We start from the raw sequence: 25,233 nt of genomic DNA on the forward strand, positions 1-25,233 counted from the left end.
TATTATAATCATTAAAACGATTATTTGAATCCATTTCATTTGTACATAAAAGTAGAAATAAAAAAATAAATCATCACCAAACAAAAAAGCCACCTCATTTTCATGAGATGGCTTTTAAATTTGAACTGCGTATATAAACTTATTTTACGATTGTCAATTCATCAATAATGTGTTTTGCTCCTGCATATTTATCAATGATAAATAATACGTAACGGATGTCCACATTAATTGTACGTTGTAAATCTTTATCAAAAATAACATCTCCAGCCATAGCTTCAATGTTACCATCAAATGCAACACCAATTAATTCTCCTTTACCATTCAATACTGGTGAACCTGAGTTCCCTCCAGTAATATCGTTGTCAGTCAAGAAGTTTACTGGCATATAACCTGCTTTATCAGCATATTGTCCAAAATCTTTAGCGTCATTCAATTCAATTAATTTCTTAGGTAAATCGAACTCTTCATCGTTTGGCTTGTATTTAGCAATTGTACCTTGAAGTGTAGTATAGTTATTGATTTTAGCATCATTTCTTTTATCAGCTGGTAATGATCTTACTTTACCATATGTTAAACGTAATGTACTGTTCGCATCTGGGTAGTATTTTGTATTTGGATTTGCCGTACGCATACCTTCTACTAACACTCTGAATGCTTTTGTAAAATCATTATCCAATTGTGCTTGTTCTTCGCTTTTTGCTCTGTATCTGTTTAATAAATCTGTAGAGATTTTATATAAAGGATCATTTGCTAAAGTTTCAGCATTTGGATTTTTCATGAATGCTTCTAAAGTAGCTTTTGAAGCAAAAACACTTTTATCAAATGCACTGTTTACGTCTGCTGTAAAATCACCATTATTAGCTTTCGCTAATTCAGCGATATAAGGTGCTAATCCAGCTCCTTTTGCTTTTGCAGCATAAAGATTTAATTGTGCAGCTAATACATCTTTTTCCAATGGAGCATATAATCCACTGTACATGTCTTCGATTTGTGCATTGATTTTAGGTAACATCGCTGCTTTTTGAGAATCACCTTGTTTCATGTAAGCTTCAATAGCACCACCTAATCTATATGGCATTGCTGCGTAGCTACTTGTACGTAATAATCCTGTTAAGTAATTATCATGACGTGCTTTCTCATTTGTTTTTGAATAGTAGTTATCAATTGTTGCGATAACATTACCATACTTTTCTTTATTTTCTTTTTTGTTAGCCCATTTATTGAACTTCACTTCATTATTTTTCTTCGCTTTAGCCGTTTGATGTTTTGTTAAAGCATCAATCATACCTTGACGATTTTTCCAGTAGTTTGCAACTGAAGCATATTTTGAAGCATAATCAAGACGTACTTGAGTATCCTTGTCCATATGAACTTTCATTTTGTCCATTCCTACTTTTGAAGCTTCAACCCATGCAGGATATGCAAATTTTACATTTTGCTCAATTCCACCAGCTGGCATCCAACGGTTTGTTCTACCTGGATAACCTAAAATCATTGCGAAGTCATTTTCTTGAACTCCTTTTAAGCTGATTGGTAAGTGGTGTTTTGGTTGTAATGGCACATTGTTTTCAGAATATTCAGCTGGATTACCATTTGCATCAGAATATACTCTGAACATAGAGAAATCTCCTGTATGACGTGGCCATTCCCAGTTGTCTGTATCTCCACCAAATTTACCAATACTACTTGGTGGTGTTCCTACTAAACGAACATCTGTATAATCTTGATAAACGAAATAGTAATATTCATTTCCATTGAAGAAAGGACGAACAGAAACAGTATATTTTCCACCTTCGTTATTTTCTTTTTCAATTAATGCAATTTCTTGATTAATTGCTTTTTCTCTTTCAGCTTCTGACATTTTATCATTTACCTTTCCTAAAATTCTTTTAGAAACGTCGTCCATTCTTACGAAGAAACGAACTGATAATTGTTTTGGTTTTAATTCTGCTTTTCTATTTGAAGCCCAGAAACCATTCGTCAAATAATCGGCTTGTGGAGTAGAAAGTTCCGCAATTGCATCGTAACCACAGTGATGATTTGTTAAAACTAAACCATCTTTAGAAATAATTTCTGCTGTACATCCTCCATTGAATTGAACGATAGCATCTTTAATACTTGAATGGTTAATACTATAAATTTCTTCTGAAGTTAATTGAAGACCCATTTTTTGCATATCTCTATGGTTAAGTCTTTCAATAAACATCAAGAACCACATCCCCTCATCTGCTTTTACACTTGCTGGAACAAGTAGTACAAGAGCGATTAAGGATAAAATAATTTTTTTCATATTTAATAGTTTGTTATTTTTTGAATTGCGAATATACTTTTTTTTAAGAATCCACTAAAATTAATAGTTTACAAAAAGATAATATTAAGAGCAATTTTAACTTTTGATATATCATATTGAAAGAAATGCGCTATAAATCACCAAATACTCTCTATTAATCGTAGCTATTGGATATAAAAAAACCAGTAAAGTTTCCTAAACTGGTTTTCTAAAGATCTTAATTCTCATTAAGATTATTCATTAAGCATTTGCCATAATTTATCTTTCAATTCTGTTAACCCTTGTTGGGCTACAGAAGAAATAAACAGGTAAGGTATCCCTTTAAAAGCAACATCCAATTCTACTTTTAATTCTGCTTTTAATTCATCATCCAACATATCACATTTCGAAACGACAACTACACGTTCTTTATCCAACATTTCTGGATTGTATTTCGTCAATTCATTCAAAAGGATATCATATTCTTCCTTAACACTTGGTGCATCAGCTGGAATAAGGAACAATAATGTTGAATTACGTTCAATATGTCTTAAGAAATAATGTCCTAATCCTTTTCCTTCCGCAGCTCCTTCAATAATCCCAGGAATATCTGCAATTACAAAAGACTGAAAATCGCGGTAAGCAACAATTCCTAAGTTTGGTTTTAAAGTTGTAAATGGATAATCTGCAATTTTTGGTTTTGCAGAAGTTAAAACTGACAATAGAGTTGATTTTCCTGCATTAGGAAATCCAACTAATCCCACATCCGCCAAAACTTTTAATTCCAAAATAACATCTACTTCTTCCGCAGGTAAACCAGGTTGAGAATAACGTGGCGTTTGATTTGTAGAAGATCTAAAGTGCCAGTTTCCTAAACCACCTTTTCCACCTTTTGCTACAATTCTCTCTTCCCCATCTTCTGTTATTTCAAATAAAATTTCATTCGTTTCTTTATCTCGAACTACAGTACCTAATGGTACTTCAATGTATTTGTCTTCTCCATCTGCTCCAGTACTTCTACCTCCAGAACCATCTCCACCATGACCAGCTTTGATGTGTCTTGCAAATTTCAAGTGAAATAAGGTCCACAAACCTTTATTTCCTTTTAAATAAACGTGCCCACCACGTCCTCCATCTCCTCCATCAGGACCACCTTTTTCAATAAATTTTTCACGGTGTAAATGTGTTGATCCTTTACCGCCTTTACCGGAAGAAACATATATTTTTACGTAATCTACAAAATTCCCTTCTGTCATCTTTTCTTCTATTTTTAGAATTTGTTTCCCAACTGCTCACTGCCCTTGACTCACAAACTCAATCTCTTTTTGTCTTATTTCCTAATCTAAGTTTATCTTCTATTGCACCTCTTATAATGTGCCAATCTTTACATCCAGTAATCTAAATTTCTCTTGCTCTGTCAAAGTAACCCAATTGGTATATGTAATTGGTTTTACTTCAACTTCTATAACTTCTGATGGTGTTTTAAAATCCCATGCATCCATATTCTGACTCTTACATAACGGACAAGGTGGGTGTGTACCTATTTCAAAACTATTACCCACTTGATCTCTATCACAGGTTAACGAACCATATATTTTCTGAAGCAAATTTGAACAATTCAAAGAACTCATTCCTAAAGTTTTAGGGTGAGTCCATAATAAATCCTCAACCTCTTTATAAACTACATCTTCAATTGCATTTAAATACGCTACATTTCCCTGTTTTGACCATAACAAAAACTCACCGTATGCCTCCCTAAATAATGGTGCATCAAAAGTATGTAAACAGTCTGCACATTGGTATGTTGCAAGTCCTAATTTCATAGCTACTTTACTTTATTCTTGCAGCGACTTTACTAAAACTTTATCAATTTTTACGCCATCCATATCGATCACTTCCAATTCAAATTGATTCCACTTCAACTTTTGTCCTTCTTTAGGAATATAGGATAGCTCCGTCATAATTAAACCACTTACGGTAGTTACATCATAATCATTTATCAATTCATCTAGCTCAAAGAACGTTAAGAAATCATGTAATGAATAATGACCATCTACTAACCAAGTTCCATCTTCACGAGCCACTAATTTAAAGTCTTCTTTATAGAAATCTGATGCATCACCAACTAGCGCTTCTAGAATATCATTCAATGTGATAATCCCTTGAAAAACACCGTACTCATCTGATACAAAAGCATAATGAATACCACTATTCTTGAAGTTCTCTAAAGCTTTATAGGCTGTTGTTTGCTCCATAATAAAAGGAGCTTCTGTAATAATTGTTTCTAAACTAAAATGTTCATCATCAATATGTGAAAAAATACTTTTTAAGTTTACAACACCTACAATATCATCATAGTTCTTGCTATACACTGGATAAACCGAATGCATCTCTTGTTGTAATATTGTTTTTATCTCACTTCTACCTGCATTCAATGGCAAAAACACAACCGATTTACGGTGTGTCATCAAAGAGTTTACTTTACGGTCACCAATATGAAAAACACGTTCCACAATATCTTGTTCAATTTCTTGAACTTCACCACCTTCAGTTCCTTCTTTAATAATTGCTTTGATTTCTTCTTCGGTTACCTTACCATCTGCTGAAGGTTTTATTTTGAATATCTTCAATAAAAACTCGGTTGAATGGGTCAATAACCATATAAAAGGCGCTGTTATAATAGAAATAACACGCATTGGTACTGCTACCGTTTTCGCTATAGTTTCTGGATAGGTCAACCCGATTCTTTTAGGCACTAATTCTCCTAATACTAAAGAGAAAAAAGTAAGAATCACTACGATTACACCAACACTAATTGTATGAGCATAAGGTTTTAAGGCTTCATATTGGGTTACATAGGCTGCCAAATCTGACGTTAATGTATCTCCACTGAATATACCGGTTAAAATACCAATTAAGGTAATTCCTATTTGTACTGTTGAAAGAAATTTATTTGGAGAATTTGCTAGCTCTAATGCTGTTTTTGCACTGGCATTACCTTTTTTAGCAGCATTTTCTAATCTATTCTTTCGCGCAGAAATCAATGCGATTTCTGACATGGAAAAAACACCATTTAATAAAATTAAAAAAAATATTATTGCAATTTCCATAGGTTGATTAAAATGTAATAGCGATCAATTATAGACTTTCTATTACAGTGCTTAAACGCTCCGTAATCTCAGCTATAGAACCAATCCCATTCACAGGATGAAATATATTTTCTTTTTGATAATACGCAATTAACGGCGCTGTTTTTTCATTATATTCTTGGTAACGATGTCTGATTTTTTCTTCATCTTGATCGTCAATTCTACCACTTGTTTTTCCTCTTTCCAATAGTCTTTGGATTAGTACCTCATCATCTGCTTCCAAAGCAATTGTTGCCGTAACACTCCATCCTTTGGTTGCTAAAAACGCATCCAATGCATCTGCCTGAGCAATTGTTCTTGGAAATCCGTCGAATAAAAACCCATTGGTATTTATATGTTTTTCCACCTCATCCTGCAACATTTTTATCGTCAATTCATCAGGAACTAATTCACCATTATCCATAAAGGTTTTCGCCTTTTTCCCTAATTCAGTGTCATTTTTCAAATTAAAACGAAAAACATCTCCTGTAGAAATATGTGTAAGGTTGTACTTTTCTTTCAAAAATTCAGCTTGAGTTCCTTTTCCAGCACCTGGCTTTCCAAATAATACAATATTAATCATGTGTAGTGTTGAGTGGTTTATTTTAATTGGTAAATTTCTGGTAAATTTCTCCCTAGCCCATCATAGTCTAGACCGTAGCCCACGATGAATTTATTTGGGATTTCAATACCAATATAATCTATTTTTATATCTTTTTTATATGCTTCTGGTTTAAAGAATAAAGTTGCAATTTTCAGCTCTTTTACCTTTTGTTGCTCAAACATTTGTTTTAACTCTACCAAAGTAGTTCCTGTATCTACAATGTCTTCAATAATTACAACGGTACGACCTGTTAAATCCTGATTTAATCCGATTAGTTGTTTCACTTCGTGTGTTGTAGAAGTACCTTCGTAAGAAGCTAGTTTTATAAAACTTACTTCACATGGTTTTGGGTAATGTTTCATAAAATCTGAAACTACCATAAAAGCACCGTTTAAAACGCCTACAAAAATAGGGGTTTCATCACCCATATTTTCAGCCACTTGTTGTGCCATTCTCGCTATTGCTGCATCAATTTCTGTCGCAGCGATAAACGGAACGAATTGTTTATCGTGAATCTGAATCACCTGATTATTTATTTAAATTTTGGCAAATATACTGAATTAGAATTGAGAAGTTGGCATGCATCATTGAGATATTCGCTTCATAATAATCCTAAAGAATATATTTTCCCTCTAAAAAAATAAAAAAATCAAAGCAATACAATATTTTTATGTTAAAAAACACTTATTTCAATCAATTTACATTTATTACGAATTAAAAATTCATTAAACTTGTTAATGAGAATGTTACCTTATTTTTTGTTCTTAAAAAGAAAAAATAATCAGAAAAACAGATTCGTTAAAAAAGTATTCTACTTCAAGAAATACATTATATTTGCGACATAAACTTTAGGGGTGCTTGATAAAAGCTGAGATAATACCCTTTGAACCTGATCTGGATAATACCAGCGAAGGGAAAAGATTGGATACTTACCTACATAAATGAACTGCATTTTCATGCCGTTTATTCTATGTATTTATTTTGTTATCCGTGCATACACTTTATGCACTCCTATGGTTTTTTTATCTATTTAAAATTAAAGAAAGATGAAGAAAATCAAGGTACAGGTTAACAACGATGTCTTAGACATTGATTCAAACTCCACCATTTACGATTTATTACAAAAGCTTGGAATTACTCCAAAAGGTATTGCTATTGCTATTAATCAACAGATTATTCCAGACAAGCAATGGTCCTCCCATACCCTTTTGTCAAATCAAGAGATTCTCATCATTCAAGCAACGCAAGGCGGTTAATGCAACTCTAACAACTAACGAATCTTATTTATGAGCAATCCAAAAAACAAAACTACCGAAGTTCCAACTATTAGTAGAACTCCTTTTCCTAGTTCGGAAAAGATTTATGTTCCCGGTCAGTTATTCCCAGACATTCGTGTTCCTATGCGTAAAATCGCATTACAGGATACTCGAAATACATTCCTCGGTATACTCGAACCAAATCCTGATGTAACTGTTTATGATACTAGCGGTCCTTTTACCGATCCAAAAATTGACATTGATGTTACACGTGGTATTGAACCCATCCGATCCCAATGGATTATCAACCGTAATGATGTAGAACAACTTACAGCTTTCTCATCGGAATACAGCAATGAGCGATTGAACAACACTAAACTCGATGTTTTACGATTCCAACATTTAAGAAAACCGCTTAAAGCTAAAAAAGGTCAAAACGTTTCTCAAATGCATTATGCTAAAAAGGGAATCATTACCGCCGAAATGGAGTTTATTGCAATCCGGGAAAATCAGAAATTACATGAAATTCAAGCCATCAGCAAACAACATAAAGGAGATAGTTGGGGCGCTAGTATTCCAAAAGTAATTACACCTGAATTTGTTCGTGATGAAGTAGCTCGAGGTCGAGCTGTTATCCCAAATAACATTAACCATCCTGAAAGTGAACCCATGATTATTGGGCGAAATTTTTTAGTAAAAATCAATGCTAACATTGGAAATTCCGCAGTCACTTCTAGCATTGAGGAAGAAGTTGAAAAATCGGTATGGGCTTGCCGATGGGGAGCAGATACCATAATGGATTTATCTACGGGGAAAAACATTCATGAAACCCGCGAATGGATTTTAAGAAATTCACCGGTGCCTATTGGTACTGTTCCTATTTACCAAGCCTTAGAGAAAGTTAATGGAGTTGCAGAGGATTTAACATGGGAAATATTCCGAGATACCCTTATAGAACAAGCCGAACAAGGGGTCGATTATTTTACTATTCACGCTGGTGTTTTGCTACGTTATATTCCTATGACTGCCAAAAGGGTCACAGGAATTGTATCTCGTGGTGGTTCAATCATGGCAAAATGGTGTCTTGCTCATCATAAAGAAAGTTTCTTATACACTCATTTCGAAGAGATTTGTGAAATCATGAAAGCTTACGATGTTGCTTTTTCCTTAGGGGATGGTTTACGTCCGGGAAGTTTAGCTGATGCCAATGATGAAGCGCAATTTGCAGAATTGACCACGTTAGGCGAATTAACCAAAATCGCTTGGAAACATGATGTGCAAACAATAATTGAAGGACCAGGTCACATCCCAATGCATATGATTAAAGAAAATATGGACAAGCAATTGGAAGAATGTGGCGAAGCTCCTTTCTATACGCTAGGTCCATTGACTACCGACATCGCGCCCGGCTATGATCATATTACTTCTGGAATTGGCGCCGCAATGATTGGCTGGTATGGAACTGCAATGCTTTGTTATGTAACGCCAAAAGAACATTTGGGCTTACCCAACAGAAACGATGTAAAGACTGGTGTTATCACCTACAAAATTGCAGCGCATGCAGCCGATTTAGCTAAAGGTCATCCTGGATCACAATATAGAGATGATGCCTTGAGTAAAGCTCGATTTGAATTCCGATGGGAAGATCAGTTCAACTTATCCCTAGATCCTGATACTGCCCGAGAATTTCATGATGAAACATTACCTGCAGAAGGAGCTAAAATAGCACACTTCTGTTCGATGTGTGGTCCTAAATTCTGTTCCATGAAAATTTCACAGGAAATTCGTGACTTTTCTAAACTGGAAGAACAAAAAGAGATTGTAGAAGGATTGCAAAATAAATCCAAAGAATTTACGGAAAAAGGAAGCAAAATCTATCTATAATGAACTATTTGATCATGACTAGCGAGCAGGAAATAGAAAATGAAATTTCAATCATCCATCGATTGTTTGAAGAAGGATTGTCGGTTTTACACATTCGTAAACCTCATCTTTCTCAATCATCTTATGCAACGTTTATTTCAAAAATTGACTCTCAGTTTCACAGACAATTAATGATACACAGTCATCATCAATTGCAAAATCAATTTGATTTAAGAGGGCTTCATTTTCCTGCTGCACAACATGATTTTATTATAAAAGAAAAAAAACCTTCTTTTATAATTAGTACTTCCTTCCATTCTGTAAACGAAATTATAGAAGCCCAAGACCTCCCGATAGATTATGCATTTCTGAGCCCCATCTTTAATAGCATTAGTAAACTGGGATATACTGGGCAAAATTTCAATATTTCGTCTTTAGCAACGATTTTTCCCATAGTTGCTTTAGGAGGAATTGACATACAGAATAGTAAACAATTGACATCCCTTGGCTTTGATAGAGCTGCCTTACTCGGCTACATCTGGAGGAATGAAAATCCTGTTGAAGCTTTTAAAAAAATAAAAAATGGAGCATAGTAGACCTTATATTTTATCGATTGCCGGCTTAGATCCTTCGGCAGGTGCCGGTTTATTAGCCGATATAAAAACGTTCGAAAATCTATCCACCTATGGCTTATCGGTGTGTACAGCGATAACAGTACAAAATGATATTTCATTTGAAAAATGCCAATGGACTACTCCTGCATTAATCTTTGATCAACTTGATATATTGTTTAGTCGATTTACTATACCTGTTGTTAAAATAGGGATCGTTGAAAACTGGGAAGTATTAAATCAAATCATCAATTATTTAATGACTAAAAATAGTACGACCAAAATCATTTGGGATCCTATTCTGAAATCGAGTACCGATTATACATTTCAAAATCAAACCTCTTTGTCTAGTTTTGAAAGTATAATTCGTAATTGTTATTTAATCACCCCCAACTATCCTGAAATACAACAGTTAACAAGAGGGAATAGCACTGCTAAAAAAATCCAGTTGCTTCAACAACATTGTTCTATACTTCTCAAAGGTGGGCACCATCCTATCCATAAAGGGACAGATTTCCTATATCAACATCAGGGAAACATTATTGAATATCCCTCTACAGCAATCAGTTCCTTTGAAAAGCATGGCAGTGGCTGTGTGCTTTCTTCTTCCATCGCTGCTTTTCTTGCCTTAGGTAATCCCTTAGAAGAAGCCTGTAAAATGGCAAAAGAATACACCTTTACTTTTTTAGAATCTACGAATCATTTATTAGGTTATCATACATCATGAAACAATACACTCATTATATTTCACAGGGTTCTACTCCGGAAGATCATTTACAAAATATTGAAACCATTTGTAGAGCAGGTGGCACTTGTATCCAATTACGATTAAAAGATTATTCAGATGATATTGTTTTAGAGACAGCACTTAAGGCCCAAAAAATTTGTAAAACTCATCAGGCAATTTTCATTATCAATGATTATGTTACTATTGCAAAAGAGATTCAGACTGATGGTGTTCATATTGGAAAAACAGATATGTCTCCTTTAGAAGCTCGAAAACTATTGGGTGACACTTTCATTATTGGCGGGACAGCCAATACATTTGAAGATATTGAAGAACTCAATGCTGCTCGAGTAGATTATATTGGTTTAGGGCCGTTTAGATCAACAACCACTAAAAAGAACCTTAGCCCATTACTCCATTTATCTGGATACGAAAGTATTTCTAGAAAAGTAATCGAAGCTAAAATTACGGTTCCAATTGTCGCTATTGGAGGAATACAATTCGATGACATTCCATTACTCGCCGAAACAGCCATTTCGGGTATTGCGCTCTCTGGATTACTCACCCACGCGAAAGAGCCTGCTTTAATTATAAACTACATCAATCACATTTTCAATGAACGATAATTTAATCCTTGCCGAAAAAGAATTTCATTCCCGATTATTCGTTGGAACAGGGAAATTCAGCTCTAATACTCTAATGGAAGAAGCTATTTTGAATTCCGAGAGTGAATTAGTTACTGTTGCTCTTAAAAGAGTCGACATTCAAAATCAAGAAGATGCATTATATACTTCATTACAGCATTCTCATATTAATCTTCTTCCTAATACGTCTGGCGTCCGCAATGCTAAAGAAGCAATTTTTGCAGCACAAATTGCTCGTGAGGCTTTAAAAACCAATTGGATTAAACTGGAAATTCACCCCGATCCTCGCTATTTATTACCGGATCCTATCGAAACACTTATTGCTGCAGAAGAATTAATCAAGCAAGGATTTATTGTAATGCCTTATATCCATGCCGATCCAGTATTGTGTAAACGGTTAGAAGAAGTAGGTGTACAGTGTGTGATGCCCTTAGGGGCTCCAATTGGTAGTAATAAAGGATTAAAAACTAAAGATTTCCTGGAAATCATTCTAGAACAAAGTACTGTTCCAGTTATTATTGATGCAGGTTTAGGAACACCCTCACAGGCAGCAGAAGCTATGGAGATGGGTGCTTCGGCAGTATTGGTTAATACCGCTATTGCAATTTCCAATGATCCTGTTGCAATGGCCGTTGCTTTTAAATTAGCTGTTCAGGCTGGCCGAATGGCCTTTAATGCCAAACTAGCTCCAATTCAGCAACAGGCACAGGCTAGTAGTCCGCTTACTTCTTTTTTAAAAAACTGATATTATGGATTTTTATAGCCAATTTAAAAACTTTTCATGGGATTCTCTTTTAGATGAAATCTATCAGAAAAAGACTGAAGATGTTCTATCTGCTTTGCAAAATCCCAAGCGAAATTTAGAAGATTTTAAAGCATTAATTTCGCCTGCTGCTTTACCTTTTTTAGAACAAATGGCGCAACAGAGTAATCAGATTACACAGCGCCGATTTGGCAAAACAATGCAAATGTATGCTCCTTTGTATCTGTCCAATGAGTGTCAAAATATCTGTACCTATTGTGGCTTTAGCTTAACCAATAAAATACCGAGACGCACTTTAACCGATGATGAAATTTTACAGGAAGCACTACATCTGAAAAGTAGAGGATTTGATCATATTTTACTTGTTACGGGTGAAGCCAATAAAACGGTTGGTGTACCGTACTTAAAAAATGCAATCCAACTCATTCGTCCTCATTTTTCAAATATCAGTATTGAGGTTCAACCATTAGAAACTGATGAATATGAAACACTCATTGCAGAAGGTCTATACGCTGTATTAGTTTATCAGGAAACGTATCATGAAGAATGTTATAAAATCCATCATCCCAAAGGAAAAAAATCAAATTTCGAATACCGAATTAATACGCCTGATCGGCTTGGAAAAGCCAACATTCATAAAATGGGACTGGGTACATTATACGGATTGGAAGACTGGCGGGTAGATAGTTTTTTCACAGCATTGCATCTACAGTACCTCAAGAAGCAATATTGGCGTACCATTTATTCTATTTCCTTTCCTAGACTTCGACCTCATTCTGGAGGATTGGAACCGAAGGTAATCATGACCGATACTGATTTAACTCAGGTAATCTGCGCCTTTCGTTTATTAGACGAGAATGTGGAATTATCATTATCCACCCGTGAAAATATCAATTTTAGAAATCATATTATTCCCTTAGGAATTACTTCTATCAGTGCCGAATCTAAAACAAATCCAGGTGGTTATGTTGTAGATCCTCAATCGTTAGAACAATTTGAAATTTCTGATGATCGTCCTACTCCTGAAATTGCAAGAATGATTCAAGATCAGGGCTATGAAGTTGTATGGAAAAATTGGGATAAAAATTATTAAATTATGCTCACGACACAAGAAGAAAAATTATATGATCGCCAACTTATTTTACCTGAAATAGGAGAAATAGGTCAACTTAAATTAAAAAATGCACGCGTATTAGTTATTGGTGCAGGTGGTCTCGGTTGTAGCACACTTCCCTATTTAGTAGGTGCTGGTATTGGAAATATTGGAATCGTTGACCATGATACTATTGATGTTTCAAACTTACATCGTCAATTATTATATTCTTTTGAAGATATTGGAAAAAATAAAGCCATTATTGCTCGCAATGTACTTTTAAAAAAGAATCCTTACCTCACGATTACGGCTTATGATTATGCCTTAACCTCTCAAAATGCTACTTCTATTTTTGCACACTATGATATCATTGTAGATGGCAGTGATAATTTTGCCACGCGTTATTTAATTAATGATACGGCTATTCATTGTAACAAGTCTGTGGTTTTTGGTTCTATTTTTAAATTCGAAGGACAGGTTACGGTATTCAATTACAAGAATGGTCCTAGCTATCGTTGTCTTTTCCCCTCTCCACCTCCTATTCATTTGTCTCCATCTTGCGCCGAAATCGGTGTACTGGGAGTACTTCCCGGAATTATTGGGAGTATACAGGCTAATGAAGTTATAAAGATAGTTTGCGAAATTGGAACCGTCCTAAGCGGAAAATTATTTGTAATCAACTGCTTAACACTACAGAATTATATTTTGAACTTTCAAAAGACTACCAATGGACTACCTCATGAATCCGATACTTTTCAGGAACTCTGTAGTACATCATCCATTGATCATGAGATTTCTATAGTTGATTTTACACAGCTTAATCCCGCTACCATAACTGTTGTTGATGTACGTACTCCCGAAGAACGACTAGAGTCTGCAATTGATAGTTTACATTTCCCTTTGAGTACACTAGAGGCCGATTGGAATCAAATTCCGACTCATCTTCCAATCGTTTTTTACTGTCAAAGTGGGGTTCGAAGTACACTTGCTCTTCATTTTTTTATAACTAAAAATAAGGCTATAAAATGCTATAGTCTTCAAGGTGGATTAACAAGATTATTAAAAACTAACGCTTAATAAAGATTCTTATGGCTTAAATAATTATTTTTGCACCCAGACAACAAACAACAACACAATGAATTATTTCTCTTCTGAATTTAAATTAGGGATTTTAGGTGGTGGCCAACTGGGAAAAATGCTACTTACAGAAACCCGAAAATTTGATATTCAAACGTATGTTTTGGATCCTAGTGATGAGGCTCCTTCAAAAATCGCCTGCAATCAATTTTTTCAAGGTGATTTAATGGATTACGATACGGTTTATCGATTTGGTAAACAGGTAGATGTCCTAACTTTTGAAATTGAGCATGTCAATATAGAAGCCTTGGAACAGCTGGAGTTAGAAGGTATTAAAGTATATCCTTCTCCAAAAACATTAAAACTAATTCAGAATAAGGGTACTCAAAAAGATTTTTATGCTGAGCATAATATTCCTACAGCTTCTTATACTCGATTTAATACTCTTGAAGCATTAAAAAGCGCTGTTGAAAACAAACAAATTGACTTTCCTTTTGTTTGGAAAAGCACGCAGTTTGGTTATGATGGAAATGGGGTAAAAGTCATCCGATCTACACATGATTTTGAAGGACTACCTTCCGTGGAATGTATTGCAGAAAGTATGATTCCTTTCAAAAATGAATTGGCTGTAATTGTCACCCGTAATCCTTCTGGACAAATCAAAACGTATCCTGTAGTAGAAATGGAATTTCATCCAACTGCTAATCAGGTAGAATATGTAATTTGTCCTGCTAGAATCGATACCAAAATTGCAGAAAAAGCGAGAGCAATTGCTTTAAATGTTTCCGAAAAATTCAATCATGTAGGACTATTGGCTGTTGAAATGTTTCAAACGCATGATGACGAGATTCTAATTAATGAAGTAGCTCCTCGCCCTCATAATAGTGGTCATTATAGCATTGAAGCTAGTTATACTTCACAATTTGAGCAACATATCCGTGCAATATTAGACTTACCATTGGGTAATACCGATAGTAAAGTTGCAGGAATTATGGTCAATCTTGTTGGTGCAGAAAATTTCTCTGGTAATGTAATTTATGAAAACATCGAAACCATATTAAGTTGGGATGGTGTTACTCCTCATATTTATGGTAAAAAAGAAACGCGTCCTTTCCGAAAAATGGGACATGTTACAATTGTCAATGAGGATATTGCTGAAGCTCGAAAAATTGCAGAAAAAGTCAAAAACACAATTCGTGTCATTGCTTAATCTCAATTCTGAATTATAAATTTTATCTTTGAAACAAACGATACAAAATAGCATATGAGTAAAGTAGGAATTATAATGGGTAGTATCTCCGATATGCCTGTTATGCAAGAAGCCATCGACATATTAAAGGAATTCAATATCGATATTGAAGTGGATATTGTATCGGCACACCGCACACCCGAAAAATTGTTTGATTATAGCAAAAATGCTCACATTCGTGGTATTTCTGTAATTATTGCAGGAGCTGGTGGAGCAGCACATTTACCTGGAATGGTAGCTTCTATGTCTCCATTACCTGTAATTGGCGTTCCTGTAAAATCCAGTAATTCTATTGATGGTTGGGATAGTGTATTGTCTATTCTTCAAATGCCAGGCGGAGTACCTGTAGCAACGGTTGCACTGAATGGTGCTAAGAATGCAGGAATACTGGCTGCTCAGATTATCGGTAGTCATAATCCACAAGTACTGGATCAAATTATAGCGTATAAAGAACGTTTGAAAGAAGCTGTTATTGCGGCATCTCAAAAACTAAATTCATAAAAAAAGCTCCAATCGGAGCTTTTTTCTTTTGACAATAAATTATAAAATTTATCGTATAAAAATAGGTAAATTTGGGGGCAAAGTCACTTTTGTCATTAAACGCTTGTTTAATACCAAAATCCCGACGAAAGTACACATTTAATCGATTAAAAGCAATATGATGGAATATTTAATAGAAAAATTCAATACTAAACACGATACAGCTCCTTTCTCATTACTAAAAACAGACGATTTTTTTCCTGCTTTTCAAGAGTCTATTAAATTGGCTCAGAAAGAAATTGATACTATTGTAAATAACCCTGAAACACCTACTTTCGAGAATACCATTGAGGCCTTAGCATATAGTGGTGCTACCTTAGACCGCGTTTCGAGTATTTTCTTCAATTTACATTCAGCAGAAACGAATGATGAAATTCAAAAAATAGCCGTAGATGTTTCTCCGCTACTTTCAGAGTTTGGAAATGATGTTCGCTTAAACGAAGGCCTTTTTGCAAAAGTAAAGGCTATATATGATCAGAAAGAAAGTTTGAATCTAACGCCTGAACAGATTACATTATTAGATAAGAATTATAAAAACTTCTCTCGTAATGGTGCTAATCTTTCAGAAAACAAGAAAAATGAATTACGTCAAATTGACAAGGAATTATCAAAGCAAAGTTTAGCTTTTGGTGAAAATGTTTTGGCAGAAACTCATGCTTTTGAATTACATATTACGGATGAAAAAGATTTATCTGGTTTACCAGAAGGAACAATTGAAGCCGCCCGTGAATTAGCTTCAACGCATAATAAAGAGGGTTGGATTTTCACCTTAGATTACCCAAGTTATGTTCCTTTTGTTACGTATGCTGACAACCGTGAACTTCGTAAAAAAATGGCCATTGCCTTTGGTGCTAAAGGGTTTCAAAATAACGAATTGGACAATCAAGAAATTGTAATCAAAATTGCTCAGTTACGCCACCAAAGAGCCAATATACTTGGATATGCTACGCATGCTCATTTTGTTTTGGAAGAGCGTATGGCAGAAAATCCTGAAACAGTAAAGACTTTTTTACAAGATTTTTTAGCCAAGGCAAAACCTGCTGCGGAAAGAGAATACAAAGAATTATCAGAGTTTGCTAAAGAATTAGACGGTATTGACGTTGTTCAAAAATGGGATAGTGCTTATTATTCCGAGAAATTAAAACAAAAATTATTCAATCTGGATGATGAGAAATTGAAACCTTATTTTCAATTAGAAAAAGTATTAGCGGGTGCTTTTACTGTAGCTCATAAATTATATAATCTGAATTTTGTAGAAGTTTTTGACATTGATAAATATCACGAGGATGTTAAAACGTATGAGGTACGTGACAACTCCGCCAATCTAGTGGCTATTTTCTATGCGGATTTTTTCCCAAGAAAAGGAAAACGTAATGGAGCTTGGATGACCTCATTCAAATCTCAATTTATTGAAAACGGAATCAATGAAAGACCTCATATTTCTATTGTATGTAATTTCACAAAACCTACGGGTACAAAACCCTCTTTATTAACGTTCAATGAAGTCACTACGTTATTTCATGAATTTGGACATGCCTTACACGGTATGTTAGCAAATACTAATTACCCTTCTTTATCGGGAACTAGTGTATATTGGGATTTTGTAGAATTGCCAAGTCAGATTATGGAAAACTGGTGTTACGAGCCAGAAGCTTTGGCTTTATTTGCACATCATTATCAAACAGGAGAAATTATCCCAATCGAGTATGTCAACAAAATTAAAGAGTCGGCTAGTTTCCTAGAAGGAATGGCAACGATGAGACAATTAAGTTTTGGTTTATTAGATATGGGATGGCATGGTCAAGATCCGTCTACTATTACAGATATTAAACAATTTGAAACAGAGCAGTTTGCTTCTACACAGTTATTCCCTGATGTAAAAGAAAATGCCATGAGTACAGCTTTCTCTCATATATTTCAAGGTGGCTATTCTTCAGGGTATTACAGCTATAAATGGGCGGAAGTTCTGGATGCTGATGCTTTTGACTATTTTCAGGAGAATGGGATTTTTAATACCGAAATTGCAACCAAGTTCAAAGATAATGTATTGTCTAAAGGAGGAACTGAAGCTCCAATGGTATTATACAAACGCTTTAGAGGTCAAGAACCGAAACCAGAAGCTTTACTCAAAAGAGCGGGGTTACTATAAATTTATAACAATCATAAAAAAGCCGAAGGATAATTCTTCGGCTTTTTTTATTAAAGTTCTTTCAGTAAATCCACTATATTTACAATAAATGAAGAGTACTATGCTGCGTATTTTAAACCTGACTAATTATTTTGTCATTGGACTGCCTATTCTTCTTGCAGCATCTTCATTAGTATATGATGGCACTATCATTTGGGCTTTATTATTGACTGCTCTAACGGGTGCTTATCAAGTTTTTGTTGGCATTCTATTATTTATTAAACAGCCGTCTAACAAACAACTCCAGATTTATTTGGGTACAACCGTACTCTATTTTGTTTCTGCTTATTATTTTATTGAAATTAAGGAAATATTATACATCTGGTACGTTACACCCGTTATTCTAGCGGTCTATTTTTCTTTTATTTTATTCCAAGAAGTTCAAAAGGAAATTGAGGAAAAACAGACAGAAATTAATATTAATTCTGCTGAATAAAAATTTAGAAAAGGTTCTTTATGGGTTCAATAAAAACGACCATTCCCAACCAAAAAATCGGAATACTTTCAACCCAAAAGGAAGTATAATACTTGGATCGATCTGGTGTAGCACAAAGTGTAAAAAGTGCTGTAACCACTACCAAAATTAGATTAATCCATAGCTGATCTTGATCAATATGAATTCTTAGAAATTCCAAAAAGAAAAATGGAATCAGTAATAAAACACCTAATATTTTAGTATTGTGTACCCCTATTTTTTGAGGAACTGTCATGAGTGAAGGATCATCATTTTTTGAATCAATAATTTCAAAAACGAGTATTAGAATAATGACCAACAGGAAACGTTGTCCAAATTTCAGAAAAAAATCGGTTGTGATGGCGGTTTCAGAATTAACCAAGGGCAATAAGGTTGTTACTCCTGCCCAACAGAATGCAACAATATAAATTTTTACTCCTTTCCAGTTTCGGATATTCTGTTTATTACTAAAAACTGGAACTGTATATAGAAATGTTAATCCAAAAAAGACAACAGCAACCCATTGTGTGTCCCATTGTAATTTAAAAAAACAATAGGTTGACAACAATAAAGAGAGAATACTCAGTGCTAAAATAGCTTGTAGTTGTTTCCGAATTACTTTCTTCAATCGGAATAAGCTTTCATACTTCACAAAATTATATCCGAAGATTGTTCCAAAAAAAGCGAAACCTTCCATGTATAAATCCTGAGGAATTAAAAACATATGATAAGTCATTCGTACCAAAGCATATACCGCTACGGCTACGTGAATACTACTTTGTATATAAAAATCGAAAACCTTTTTCAGATACTGCATATGGACAAAAATAATCAAACTGTTAACAACATTATACTTTAGTTGAAAAAATCCCAAAAATCGATGTTAAAAAAGGATTTATTTATCGGATTAATATTTATTTTTGCCTGCTTAACATACACAACTTATTTAATCTTTCATGAGAACAGATTCTTTTGCTTTAAGACATATAGGTCCAAGAGAAAACGACCTTCAACACATGTTGAAAACTATTGGTGCAGATTCAATAGAACAACTCATTTATGAAACGCTTCCGGACGATATTCGTTTAAAAGCTCCATTAAACTTAGATCCTGCTTTATCTGAATTTGATTATTTAAATCACATCCAGCAATTAGGGAATAAAAATAAAGTATTCAAATCATACATTGGCTTAGGATATCACCCTGCTGTTGTTCCAGCGGCAATCCAAAGAAACATCTTTGAAAACCCAGGATGGTACACTGCCTATACTCCATACCAAGCTGAAATTGCTCAAGGTCGTCTTGAAGCATTATTGAATTTCCAAACTACCGTTATTGAATTGACTGGGATGGAAATCGCAAATGCATCTCTTCTTGATGAAGGAACGGCTGCTGCTGAGGCTATGGCTTTATTGTTTGATGTACGTAACCGTGATCAAAAGAAAAACAACGTCAATAAATTCTTTGTTTCTGAAGAAATATTACCACAAACTTTGTCTGTATTACAAACTCGTTCTACACCAATTGGAGTGGAATTAGTAGTTGGTAACCACGAAACATTTGATTTCTCTTCAGATTTCTTCGGTGCTATTTTACAGTACCCTGGTAAACATGGTCAAATCTATGATTATGCTGGTTTCATCAATACGGCAAAATCTAAAGACATTAAAATTGCTGTTGCTGCGGACATTTTAAGTTTAGTAAAATTAACAGCTCCTGGAGATATGGGTGCTGATGTAGTTGTAGGAACAACACAACGTTTTGGTATTCCAATGGGTTATGGTGGTCCTCATGCTGCTTATTTTGCTACAAAAGAAGAGTACAAAAGAAGTATGCCAGGAAGAATCATTGGAGTAACTCAAGATGCTAATGGTAATCGTGCTTTGCGTATGGCGCTTCAAACGCGTGAGCAACACATCAAACGTGAAAAAGCAACTTCAAACATCTGTACTGCGCAAGTTTTATTAGCTGTGATGGCAGGTATGTATGCTGTATATCATGGTCCAAAAGGATTGGAATATATTGCTGACAAAGTGCACCAATATGCTGCAACTGTATCTGAAGCTCTTGCGAAATTAGGTATTAAGCAAGTAAACACTGCTTTCTTTGATACTATCCTTGTAAAAGCAGATGCTACAAAAGTAAAGGCTATTGCAGAACAAAAAGAAATCAATTTCTATTATATCGATGCTGAAACAGTATCAATTTCATTGAACGAAGCGACTAATGTTGCAGACTTAAATGCGATTGTATCTGTATTTGCAGAAGTTGTTGGAAAAACAGCCACTGCAATCGAAACTTTAGCAACACAAAGTTATATACCAACAAGCACAAACAGAACAACAACGTTCTTACAGCATGATGTATTTAACCGTTACCATTCTGAAACGGCTTTAATGCGTTACATCAAGAAATTAGAGCGTAAAGATTTAGCTTTAAATCATTCTATGATTTCATTAGGTTCATGCACAATGAAATTGAATGCTGCTGCTGAAATGTTACCATTGAGTATGGCTAACTGGAATAATATTCATCCATTTGCTCCTGTTGAGCAAGCGGAAGGTTACCAAACTATGTTGAAAAGATTAGAGCAACAGTTGAATGTGATTACTGGTTTTGCTGGAACAACTTTACAGCCAAATTCAGGTGCTCAAGGAGAGTATGCAGGTCTAATGGTTATTAGAGCGTACCACCAATCTAGAGGTGATCACCATAGAAATATCGCTTTAATTCCTGCTTCTGCACACGGTACTAATCCTGCATCTGCTGTTATGGCGGGTATGGAAGTAATCGTGACCAAAACTTCAGAGAATGGAAACATTGATGTTGAAGATTTAAGAGCAAAAGCAATTTTACATAAAGATCGTTTATCTTGTTTAATGGTAACTTATCCATCTACTCACGGTGTATATGAGTCTGCTATTATTGAGATTACAAAACTCATCCACGAAAATGGTGGACAGGTTTATATGGATGGTGCTAATATGAATGCTCAAGTAGGATTAACAAATCCTGCTACTATTGGAGCAGACGTATGTCACTTGAACTTACACAAAACATTTGCTATCCCTCACGGTGGTGGTGGACCTGGTGTAGGGCCAATCTGTGTGGCGGCACATTTAGTTCCATTTTTACCAAGCAATCCCGTAATTAAAACAGGTGGAGAAACTGCTATTTCTGCTATTTCTGCTGCACCATGGGGTTCTGCATTAGTATGTCTAATCTCTTATGGTTATATTACAATGCTAGGAGCTGATGGGTTGAAAAATGCTACTCAATATGCAATCTTAAATGCAAATTATATCAAAGAAAAACTAAACGGTCATTTTGATGTATTGTATTCTGGAGAGAAAGGAAGAGCTGCTCACGAAATGATTATTGACTGTCGTTCATTCAAACAAAATGGAATTGAAGTAGTTGATATTGCAAAACGTTTAATGGATTATGGTTTCCATGCTCCTACCGTATCTTTCCCAGTTGCAGGAACATTAATGATTGAACCTACAGAAAGTGAAAATGTGGAAGAATTAGATCGTTTCTGTGAAGCTATGATTTCTATTCGTAAAGAAATTAAAAATGCTTCTGAGGATGATAAAAACAATGTATTGAAAAATGCACCACATACTTTAGCAATGCTTACGGCAAACGAATGGGATTTCCCATACAGCAGAGAAAACGCTGCTTATCCTTTAGAGTATATTGCAGAGAATAAATTCTGGCCTTCTGTACGTCGTGTTGACGATGCATATGGAGATCGTAATTTAATTTGCTCTTGTGCTCCTATTGAAGTATACATGGAAAACTAAGATTCCAACTATTTATAAAAAAACCCGATGTATATTCTACATCGGGTTTTTTATTTTGATTATTTCTGTTTTATTATTTCTTCTTCTTAAATAGTTTAGGAGCATAGAATAACAAAAAGATGACAACAAGAATTAAAATATATTCCATGTTTACGAGGGATTGAATTAATGGATATTTCTAGTTAATTTATACTTCTAGTTCTTCATCGGAATTCCTATGAGATATAAGGTCCAAATGTACAAAAATTATCACACGAGTAATTCACTCTTTTATATTTCACGTTCTGCTCATCCATATCCGTTTACAATATTCCTTATTACAATCTTTGCTGTTCCTCTGTTTGATTTTTACTTTTTTGATTCTTTAATTTCTGATTTCCTAAATCATATTTGAATCCTAAACGAATACTACGATTATCACTATAACTATCGTAATAATTGGATTGATTGGCATAATTTGTTGATACTTTTTCTCTCATTCCTTTATAAATATCTGATGCAATCAATGATAGTTGGCCTTTCCCTTTCAGCATTCCTTTTCGTACAGCTAAAGTCAGATTTGACCTTCCTGTAATTGTAAATGTTCCTTGTACAGATGGTGAACGATAGCTGAGATTCACTTCGGCAGTAAATTCTTTGGCTTTATTTAGAGTTAAACGATTGTTGATGTTTCCATTGAAATTCCATTTCGAATTTTTATACAAACCTCCATCTATTCCCTGAAATTTATCTTCAACAAAACTTAATTCTGCATTAATGCTTGATTCCCACCAAGCGAAGAATTCAAGGTTTGTACTGAAATCCAGTCCTAAAGCCTGATTTTGATCAATATTTGTAAAGTGGTACACCACGGTATTCGTTGCATAATCTTGGTATGAGATTTCCATCGATGGGTCTTTCTCATTTCTATAATACAAATCAAAATTGTATTTATTTTTGAGTGTATACAGTACATTAATATTATGCGTTATAGTAGGCTGTAATTTAGGGTCTCCTGTGAAATAAGAATATAGATTGTAATAGGATTTGAATGGATTTAACCAGCTGTATTGTGGCCTACTGATTCGCTTACCGTATGAAAGACCAATAGTATGATCGTCCGAAGGTTTATACATTGCATAGAGCGTAGGAAATACTTTAAAATATTTTTGTTCATTGACTTCAGCAGTTGTCATTGAATTTCCTTCTAACTGAGTATATTCTGCTCGTAAACCTGCTTTTAAGCTCCATTTCCCAATTTCTTTACCATAACTGAAATATCCAGCATAGATAGACTCGTCATATGAAAATTGATTAGTACGCTCTGGATTAACGACTAATACTCCATTCTTTTCATCGTTGTAATCTAATGTACTATTTGCTTTTACTTTTCCAAATTTCATTCCTGCTTCCACTGTTCCATTACCTTCTCGACTATAGTCTACTTGTCCTGAAAAAAGTTTTATTTTTTGAGTATTATCACTCACAAAACGAATCGTTCGATAAGGATCGCTTCCCGGTAAAGAAAATGCAGAAGATATATCCTGTATTTCATTGCTAAAATAATCTGTATAATCTGAGCTTAAGGTTATTTTCTCTTTCTCATTGAATTTGTGTTCAAACGTTGCATTGTAGGAACTATTTCTTCTGGGTGTACGGCGATCGTTACGAGTAACATAGGATGAATCAATCTGATTATTGTTGTTGTAAATTGTTGTTGGCACATTATAGGTTCCTTTATTATTAAGGGCTATGAATCCATTGCTTCCAAAGGATACTGTATTCAAACTATCAATTTCATAGTCTGCTGCATAACGATAACTGTTCTGAGATAATGATTTATTCTTTCTATTCAAAATACTTTCCCATTTCGATGTTGTTTGTCCATTTTGATCTGAATACTGCGCTACATCTACACTGCTGCGATAATATGTCCCCGTACCAAATGAATATCCTCCTGATACCGCTAGTTTTTTTCCTTTATAATATTGACTGGTAGAGATTACTCCTTTTGGATACATTGATTGAACATAGGCTGTATTCACCGTTCCTTTATAGCCACTTATATTGTTCTTTTTCATCTTGATATTCAATACTGCACTTCCTTGTGCTTCATATTTTGCTGGAGGATTTGTAATCACCTCAACCGATTTAATATCTTCCCCACTTGTATTTTCCAGTAACTGTTTTAGCTCTTCTCCACTTAAATATACTTTCTTATCATTTATTGTTATCAAGATATTTTTACTTCCTCGTATGCCAATCGAACCTTCTCCACTAGCATTTACTCCTGGTGTTTTGGTAAGGATTTCCCATGCATTATTAGAGGATAGCATTGAGTTTTCTACATTAAATTCTAAACGATCTATTTTTCTTTGAATCACAGGTCGTTTTGAGGTTACCACAACATGATCCAACAGCTCTACAGTTTGTTCTAGTAGTACTGTTACAGTTTGATTTTGCTGTAGGGATATATTTTTATAATAATCGGCAAAACCTATAGCGCTTACTTTTAGGATATAATCACCCATTTCAATCTCCTTTATTTTGAAAGATCCATTTTCGTCTGCCATTCCGTTTTTAATGACCAAAGAGTCTGAGACTTTTAATATTGCTATATCAGCGTAGCCAACGGCTTCTTTACTCGATTCCTTAATCTGTCCTGTAATCTCTACCTTTTGCGCAAAACTCACAAAAGAAATCAGAAACAATAGTATACTATATTTTTTCATAATGATTTTATTTGAAGCAAATCTCCGCAAAGCCTTTCTATATCTGGGTTAATGGTGGGTTAACGATGGGTTAATGTCTTTTTTCATCATTTTAAATCCGTTAATCTCGTAATTTACACTTCTTACTACTTTCCAATAAAATCAAGGTATTGAGCATTCATTTCTGAATAAAACTTGGTTAACGAAGGGTTAATCCCTCTCATTTTGGAATACTCTATTGAAGAATCGAGTAGCTTTGTCCCTGAAATAG

General features: G+C 34.6%; 21 protein-coding genes and 1 riboswitch. Of the genes, 13 read left to right on the forward strand and 8 right to left on the reverse strand.

Going from position 1 to position 25,233, the window contains the following annotated elements:
* Window positions 1–139: 139 nt before the first annotated feature.
* From P6733_RS14390 to hpt, 6 genes are all read right to left on the reverse strand, one after another.
* The gene (locus P6733_RS14390; RefSeq protein ID WP_306353627.1) at window positions 140–2,290 is read right to left on the reverse strand and encodes a S46 family peptidase; all 2,151 of its coding nucleotides are present in this window, start codon (window positions 2,288–2,290) and stop codon (window positions 140–142) included.
* 233 nt (window positions 2,291–2,523) lie between these two features.
* Window positions 2,524–3,525: a GTPase ObgE gene (obgE, locus tag P6733_RS14395; protein WP_306353628.1), complete on the reverse strand. Its 1,002-nt coding sequence runs from the start codon at window positions 3,523–3,525 to the stop codon at window positions 2,524–2,526.
* A gap of 111 nt (window positions 3,526–3,636) precedes the next feature.
* Window positions 3,637–4,092: a hypothetical protein gene (locus P6733_RS14400; protein WP_306353629.1), complete on the reverse strand. Its 456-nt coding sequence runs from the start codon at window positions 4,090–4,092 to the stop codon at window positions 3,637–3,639.
* A gap of 12 nt (window positions 4,093–4,104) precedes the next feature.
* Window positions 4,105–5,328 (reverse strand): hemolysin family protein, encoded by a 1,224-nt coding sequence (locus tag P6733_RS14405; protein ID WP_372339305.1) that lies wholly within the window; start codon window positions 5,326–5,328, stop codon window positions 4,105–4,107.
* Window positions 5,329–5,407: 79 nt separating this feature from the next.
* A complete protein-coding gene (locus tag P6733_RS14410; protein ID WP_306353631.1) occupies window positions 5,408–5,980 on the reverse strand; it encodes an adenylate kinase in 573 nt (190 codons plus the stop codon).
* A 17-nt stretch (window positions 5,981–5,997) separates the two neighbouring features.
* Complete coding sequence (hpt, locus tag P6733_RS14415; RefSeq protein WP_306353632.1) at window positions 5,998–6,525, reverse strand: hypoxanthine phosphoribosyltransferase; 528 nt, start codon at window positions 6,523–6,525, stop codon at window positions 5,998–6,000.
* A 316-nt stretch (window positions 6,526–6,841) separates the two neighbouring features.
* Window positions 6,842–6,934: riboswitch (TPP riboswitch) on the forward strand.
* Between the two features lie 113 nt (window positions 6,935–7,047).
* Between hpt and thiS the strand changes: the two genes are divergently transcribed.
* From thiS to P6733_RS14475, 12 genes are all read left to right on the forward strand, one after another.
* Complete coding sequence (thiS, locus tag P6733_RS14420; protein WP_306353633.1) at window positions 7,048–7,257, forward strand: sulfur carrier protein ThiS; 210 nt, start codon at window positions 7,048–7,050, stop codon at window positions 7,255–7,257.
* Window positions 7,258–7,287: 30 nt separating this feature from the next.
* The gene (gene thiC, locus P6733_RS14425) at window positions 7,288–9,141 is read left to right on the forward strand and encodes a phosphomethylpyrimidine synthase ThiC (protein ID WP_306353634.1); all 1,854 of its coding nucleotides are present in this window, start codon (window positions 7,288–7,290) and stop codon (window positions 9,139–9,141) included.
* A complete protein-coding gene (locus tag P6733_RS14430) occupies window positions 9,141–9,713 on the forward strand; it encodes a thiamine phosphate synthase (protein WP_306353635.1) in 573 nt (190 codons plus the stop codon). The genes thiC and P6733_RS14430 overlap by 1 nt, the downstream gene beginning before the upstream one ends.
* Window positions 9,703–10,458, forward strand: a complete 756-nt coding sequence (locus P6733_RS14435) for a hydroxymethylpyrimidine/phosphomethylpyrimidine kinase (RefSeq protein ID WP_306353636.1) — start codon at window positions 9,703–9,705, stop codon at window positions 10,456–10,458. Before P6733_RS14430 ends, P6733_RS14435 begins: the two co-directional genes overlap by 11 nt.
* Window positions 10,455–11,084, forward strand: a complete 630-nt coding sequence (locus tag P6733_RS14440; RefSeq protein WP_306353637.1) for a thiamine phosphate synthase — start codon at window positions 10,455–10,457, stop codon at window positions 11,082–11,084. The genes P6733_RS14435 and P6733_RS14440 overlap by 4 nt, the downstream gene beginning before the upstream one ends.
* Window positions 11,074–11,847: a thiazole synthase gene (locus P6733_RS14445; protein WP_306353638.1), complete on the forward strand. Its 774-nt coding sequence runs from the start codon at window positions 11,074–11,076 to the stop codon at window positions 11,845–11,847. Before P6733_RS14440 ends, P6733_RS14445 begins: the two co-directional genes overlap by 11 nt.
* 4 nt (window positions 11,848–11,851) lie before the next feature.
* Window positions 11,852–12,958 (forward strand): 2-iminoacetate synthase ThiH, encoded by a 1,107-nt coding sequence (gene thiH / locus P6733_RS14450; protein WP_306353639.1) that lies wholly within the window; start codon window positions 11,852–11,854, stop codon window positions 12,956–12,958.
* Window positions 12,959–12,961: 3 nt separating this feature from the next.
* A complete protein-coding gene (locus P6733_RS14455; RefSeq protein WP_306353640.1) occupies window positions 12,962–14,035 on the forward strand; it encodes a HesA/MoeB/ThiF family protein in 1,074 nt (357 codons plus the stop codon).
* Window positions 14,036–14,093: 58 nt separating this feature from the next.
* Window positions 14,094–15,245: a 5-(carboxyamino)imidazole ribonucleotide synthase gene (locus tag P6733_RS14460; protein ID WP_306353641.1), complete on the forward strand. Its 1,152-nt coding sequence runs from the start codon at window positions 14,094–14,096 to the stop codon at window positions 15,243–15,245.
* Window positions 15,246–15,299: 54 nt separating this feature from the next.
* Window positions 15,300–15,785 (forward strand): 5-(carboxyamino)imidazole ribonucleotide mutase, encoded by a 486-nt coding sequence (gene purE / locus P6733_RS14465; protein ID WP_306353642.1) that lies wholly within the window; start codon window positions 15,300–15,302, stop codon window positions 15,783–15,785.
* Between the two features lie 160 nt (window positions 15,786–15,945).
* Entirely contained in the window at window positions 15,946–17,973 is a 2,028-nt protein-coding gene (locus P6733_RS14470) for a M3 family metallopeptidase (RefSeq protein WP_306353643.1), read from the forward strand.
* Between the two features lie 100 nt (window positions 17,974–18,073).
* Window positions 18,074–18,448: a hypothetical protein gene (locus P6733_RS14475; protein WP_306353644.1), complete on the forward strand. Its 375-nt coding sequence runs from the start codon at window positions 18,074–18,076 to the stop codon at window positions 18,446–18,448.
* A 4-nt stretch (window positions 18,449–18,452) separates the two neighbouring features.
* Here the strand turns inward: P6733_RS14475 and P6733_RS14480 are convergent, their stop codons facing one another.
* Window positions 18,453–19,283: a UbiA prenyltransferase family protein gene (locus P6733_RS14480; protein WP_306353645.1), complete on the reverse strand. Its 831-nt coding sequence runs from the start codon at window positions 19,281–19,283 to the stop codon at window positions 18,453–18,455.
* 139 nt (window positions 19,284–19,422) lie between these two features.
* Here P6733_RS14480 and gcvP point away from each other — a divergent pair, with 139 nt between their 5' ends.
* Entirely contained in the window at window positions 19,423–22,272 is a 2,850-nt protein-coding gene (gene gcvP, locus P6733_RS14485; protein ID WP_306353646.1) for an aminomethyl-transferring glycine dehydrogenase, read from the forward strand.
* 317 nt (window positions 22,273–22,589) lie between these two features.
* Here gcvP and P6733_RS14490 read toward each other — a convergent pair whose 3' ends face one another.
* A complete protein-coding gene (locus P6733_RS14490) occupies window positions 22,590–24,983 on the reverse strand; it encodes an outer membrane beta-barrel family protein (RefSeq protein ID WP_306353647.1) in 2,394 nt (797 codons plus the stop codon).
* Between the last annotated feature and the right edge of the window lie 250 nt (window positions 24,984–25,233).

Source organism: Flavobacterium aerium, from assembly GCF_030766725.1.
Lineage (GTDB): Bacteria > Bacteroidota > Bacteroidia > Flavobacteriales > Flavobacteriaceae > Flavobacterium > Flavobacterium aerium.

Bases quoted from the DNA above. Each gene is read 5' to 3' on its own strand.
- thiH (WP_306353639.1), top strand. From the start codon at position 11,852: ATGGATTTTTATAGCCAATTTAAAAACTTTTCATGGGATTCTCTTTTA.
- P6733_RS14480 (WP_306353645.1), bottom strand. From the start codon at position 19,283: ATGCAGTATCTGAAAAAGGTTTTCGATTTTTATATACAAAGTAGTATT.
- P6733_RS14455 (WP_306353640.1), top strand. From the start codon at position 12,962: ATGCTCACGACACAAGAAGAAAAATTATATGATCGCCAACTTATTTTA.
- P6733_RS14490 (WP_306353647.1), bottom strand. From the start codon at position 24,983: ATGAAAAAATATAGTATACTATTGTTTCTGATTTCTTTTGTGAGTTTT.
- P6733_RS14400 (WP_306353629.1), bottom strand. From the start codon at position 4,092: ATGAAATTAGGACTTGCAACATACCAATGTGCAGACTGTTTACATACT.
- P6733_RS14460 (WP_306353641.1), top strand. From the start codon at position 14,094: ATGAATTATTTCTCTTCTGAATTTAAATTAGGGATTTTAGGTGGTGGC.
- P6733_RS14470 (WP_306353643.1), top strand. From the start codon at position 15,946: ATGGAATATTTAATAGAAAAATTCAATACTAAACACGATACAGCTCCT.
- thiC (WP_306353634.1), top strand. From the start codon at position 7,288: ATGAGCAATCCAAAAAACAAAACTACCGAAGTTCCAACTATTAGTAGA.
- gcvP (WP_306353646.1), top strand. From the start codon at position 19,423: ATGAGAACAGATTCTTTTGCTTTAAGACATATAGGTCCAAGAGAAAAC.
- P6733_RS14390 (WP_306353627.1), bottom strand. From the start codon at position 2,290: ATGAAAAAAATTATTTTATCCTTAATCGCTCTTGTACTACTTGTTCCA.
- P6733_RS14475 (WP_306353644.1), top strand. From the start codon at position 18,074: ATGCTGCGTATTTTAAACCTGACTAATTATTTTGTCATTGGACTGCCT.
- P6733_RS14445 (WP_306353638.1), top strand. From the start codon at position 11,074: ATGAACGATAATTTAATCCTTGCCGAAAAAGAATTTCATTCCCGATTA.
- P6733_RS14440 (WP_306353637.1), top strand. From the start codon at position 10,455: ATGAAACAATACACTCATTATATTTCACAGGGTTCTACTCCGGAAGAT.
- thiS (WP_306353633.1), top strand. From the start codon at position 7,048: ATGAAGAAAATCAAGGTACAGGTTAACAACGATGTCTTAGACATTGAT.
- P6733_RS14430 (WP_306353635.1), top strand. From the start codon at position 9,141: ATGAACTATTTGATCATGACTAGCGAGCAGGAAATAGAAAATGAAATT.
- P6733_RS14410 (WP_306353631.1), bottom strand. From the start codon at position 5,980: ATGATTAATATTGTATTATTTGGAAAGCCAGGTGCTGGAAAAGGAACT.
- obgE (WP_306353628.1), bottom strand. From the start codon at position 3,525: ATGACAGAAGGGAATTTTGTAGATTACGTAAAAATATATGTTTCTTCC.
- P6733_RS14405 (WP_372339305.1), bottom strand. From the start codon at position 5,328: ATGTCAGAAATCGCATTGATTTCTGCGCGAAAGAATAGATTAGAAAAT.
- P6733_RS14435 (WP_306353636.1), top strand. From the start codon at position 9,703: ATGGAGCATAGTAGACCTTATATTTTATCGATTGCCGGCTTAGATCCT.
- purE (WP_306353642.1), top strand. From the start codon at position 15,300: ATGAGTAAAGTAGGAATTATAATGGGTAGTATCTCCGATATGCCTGTT.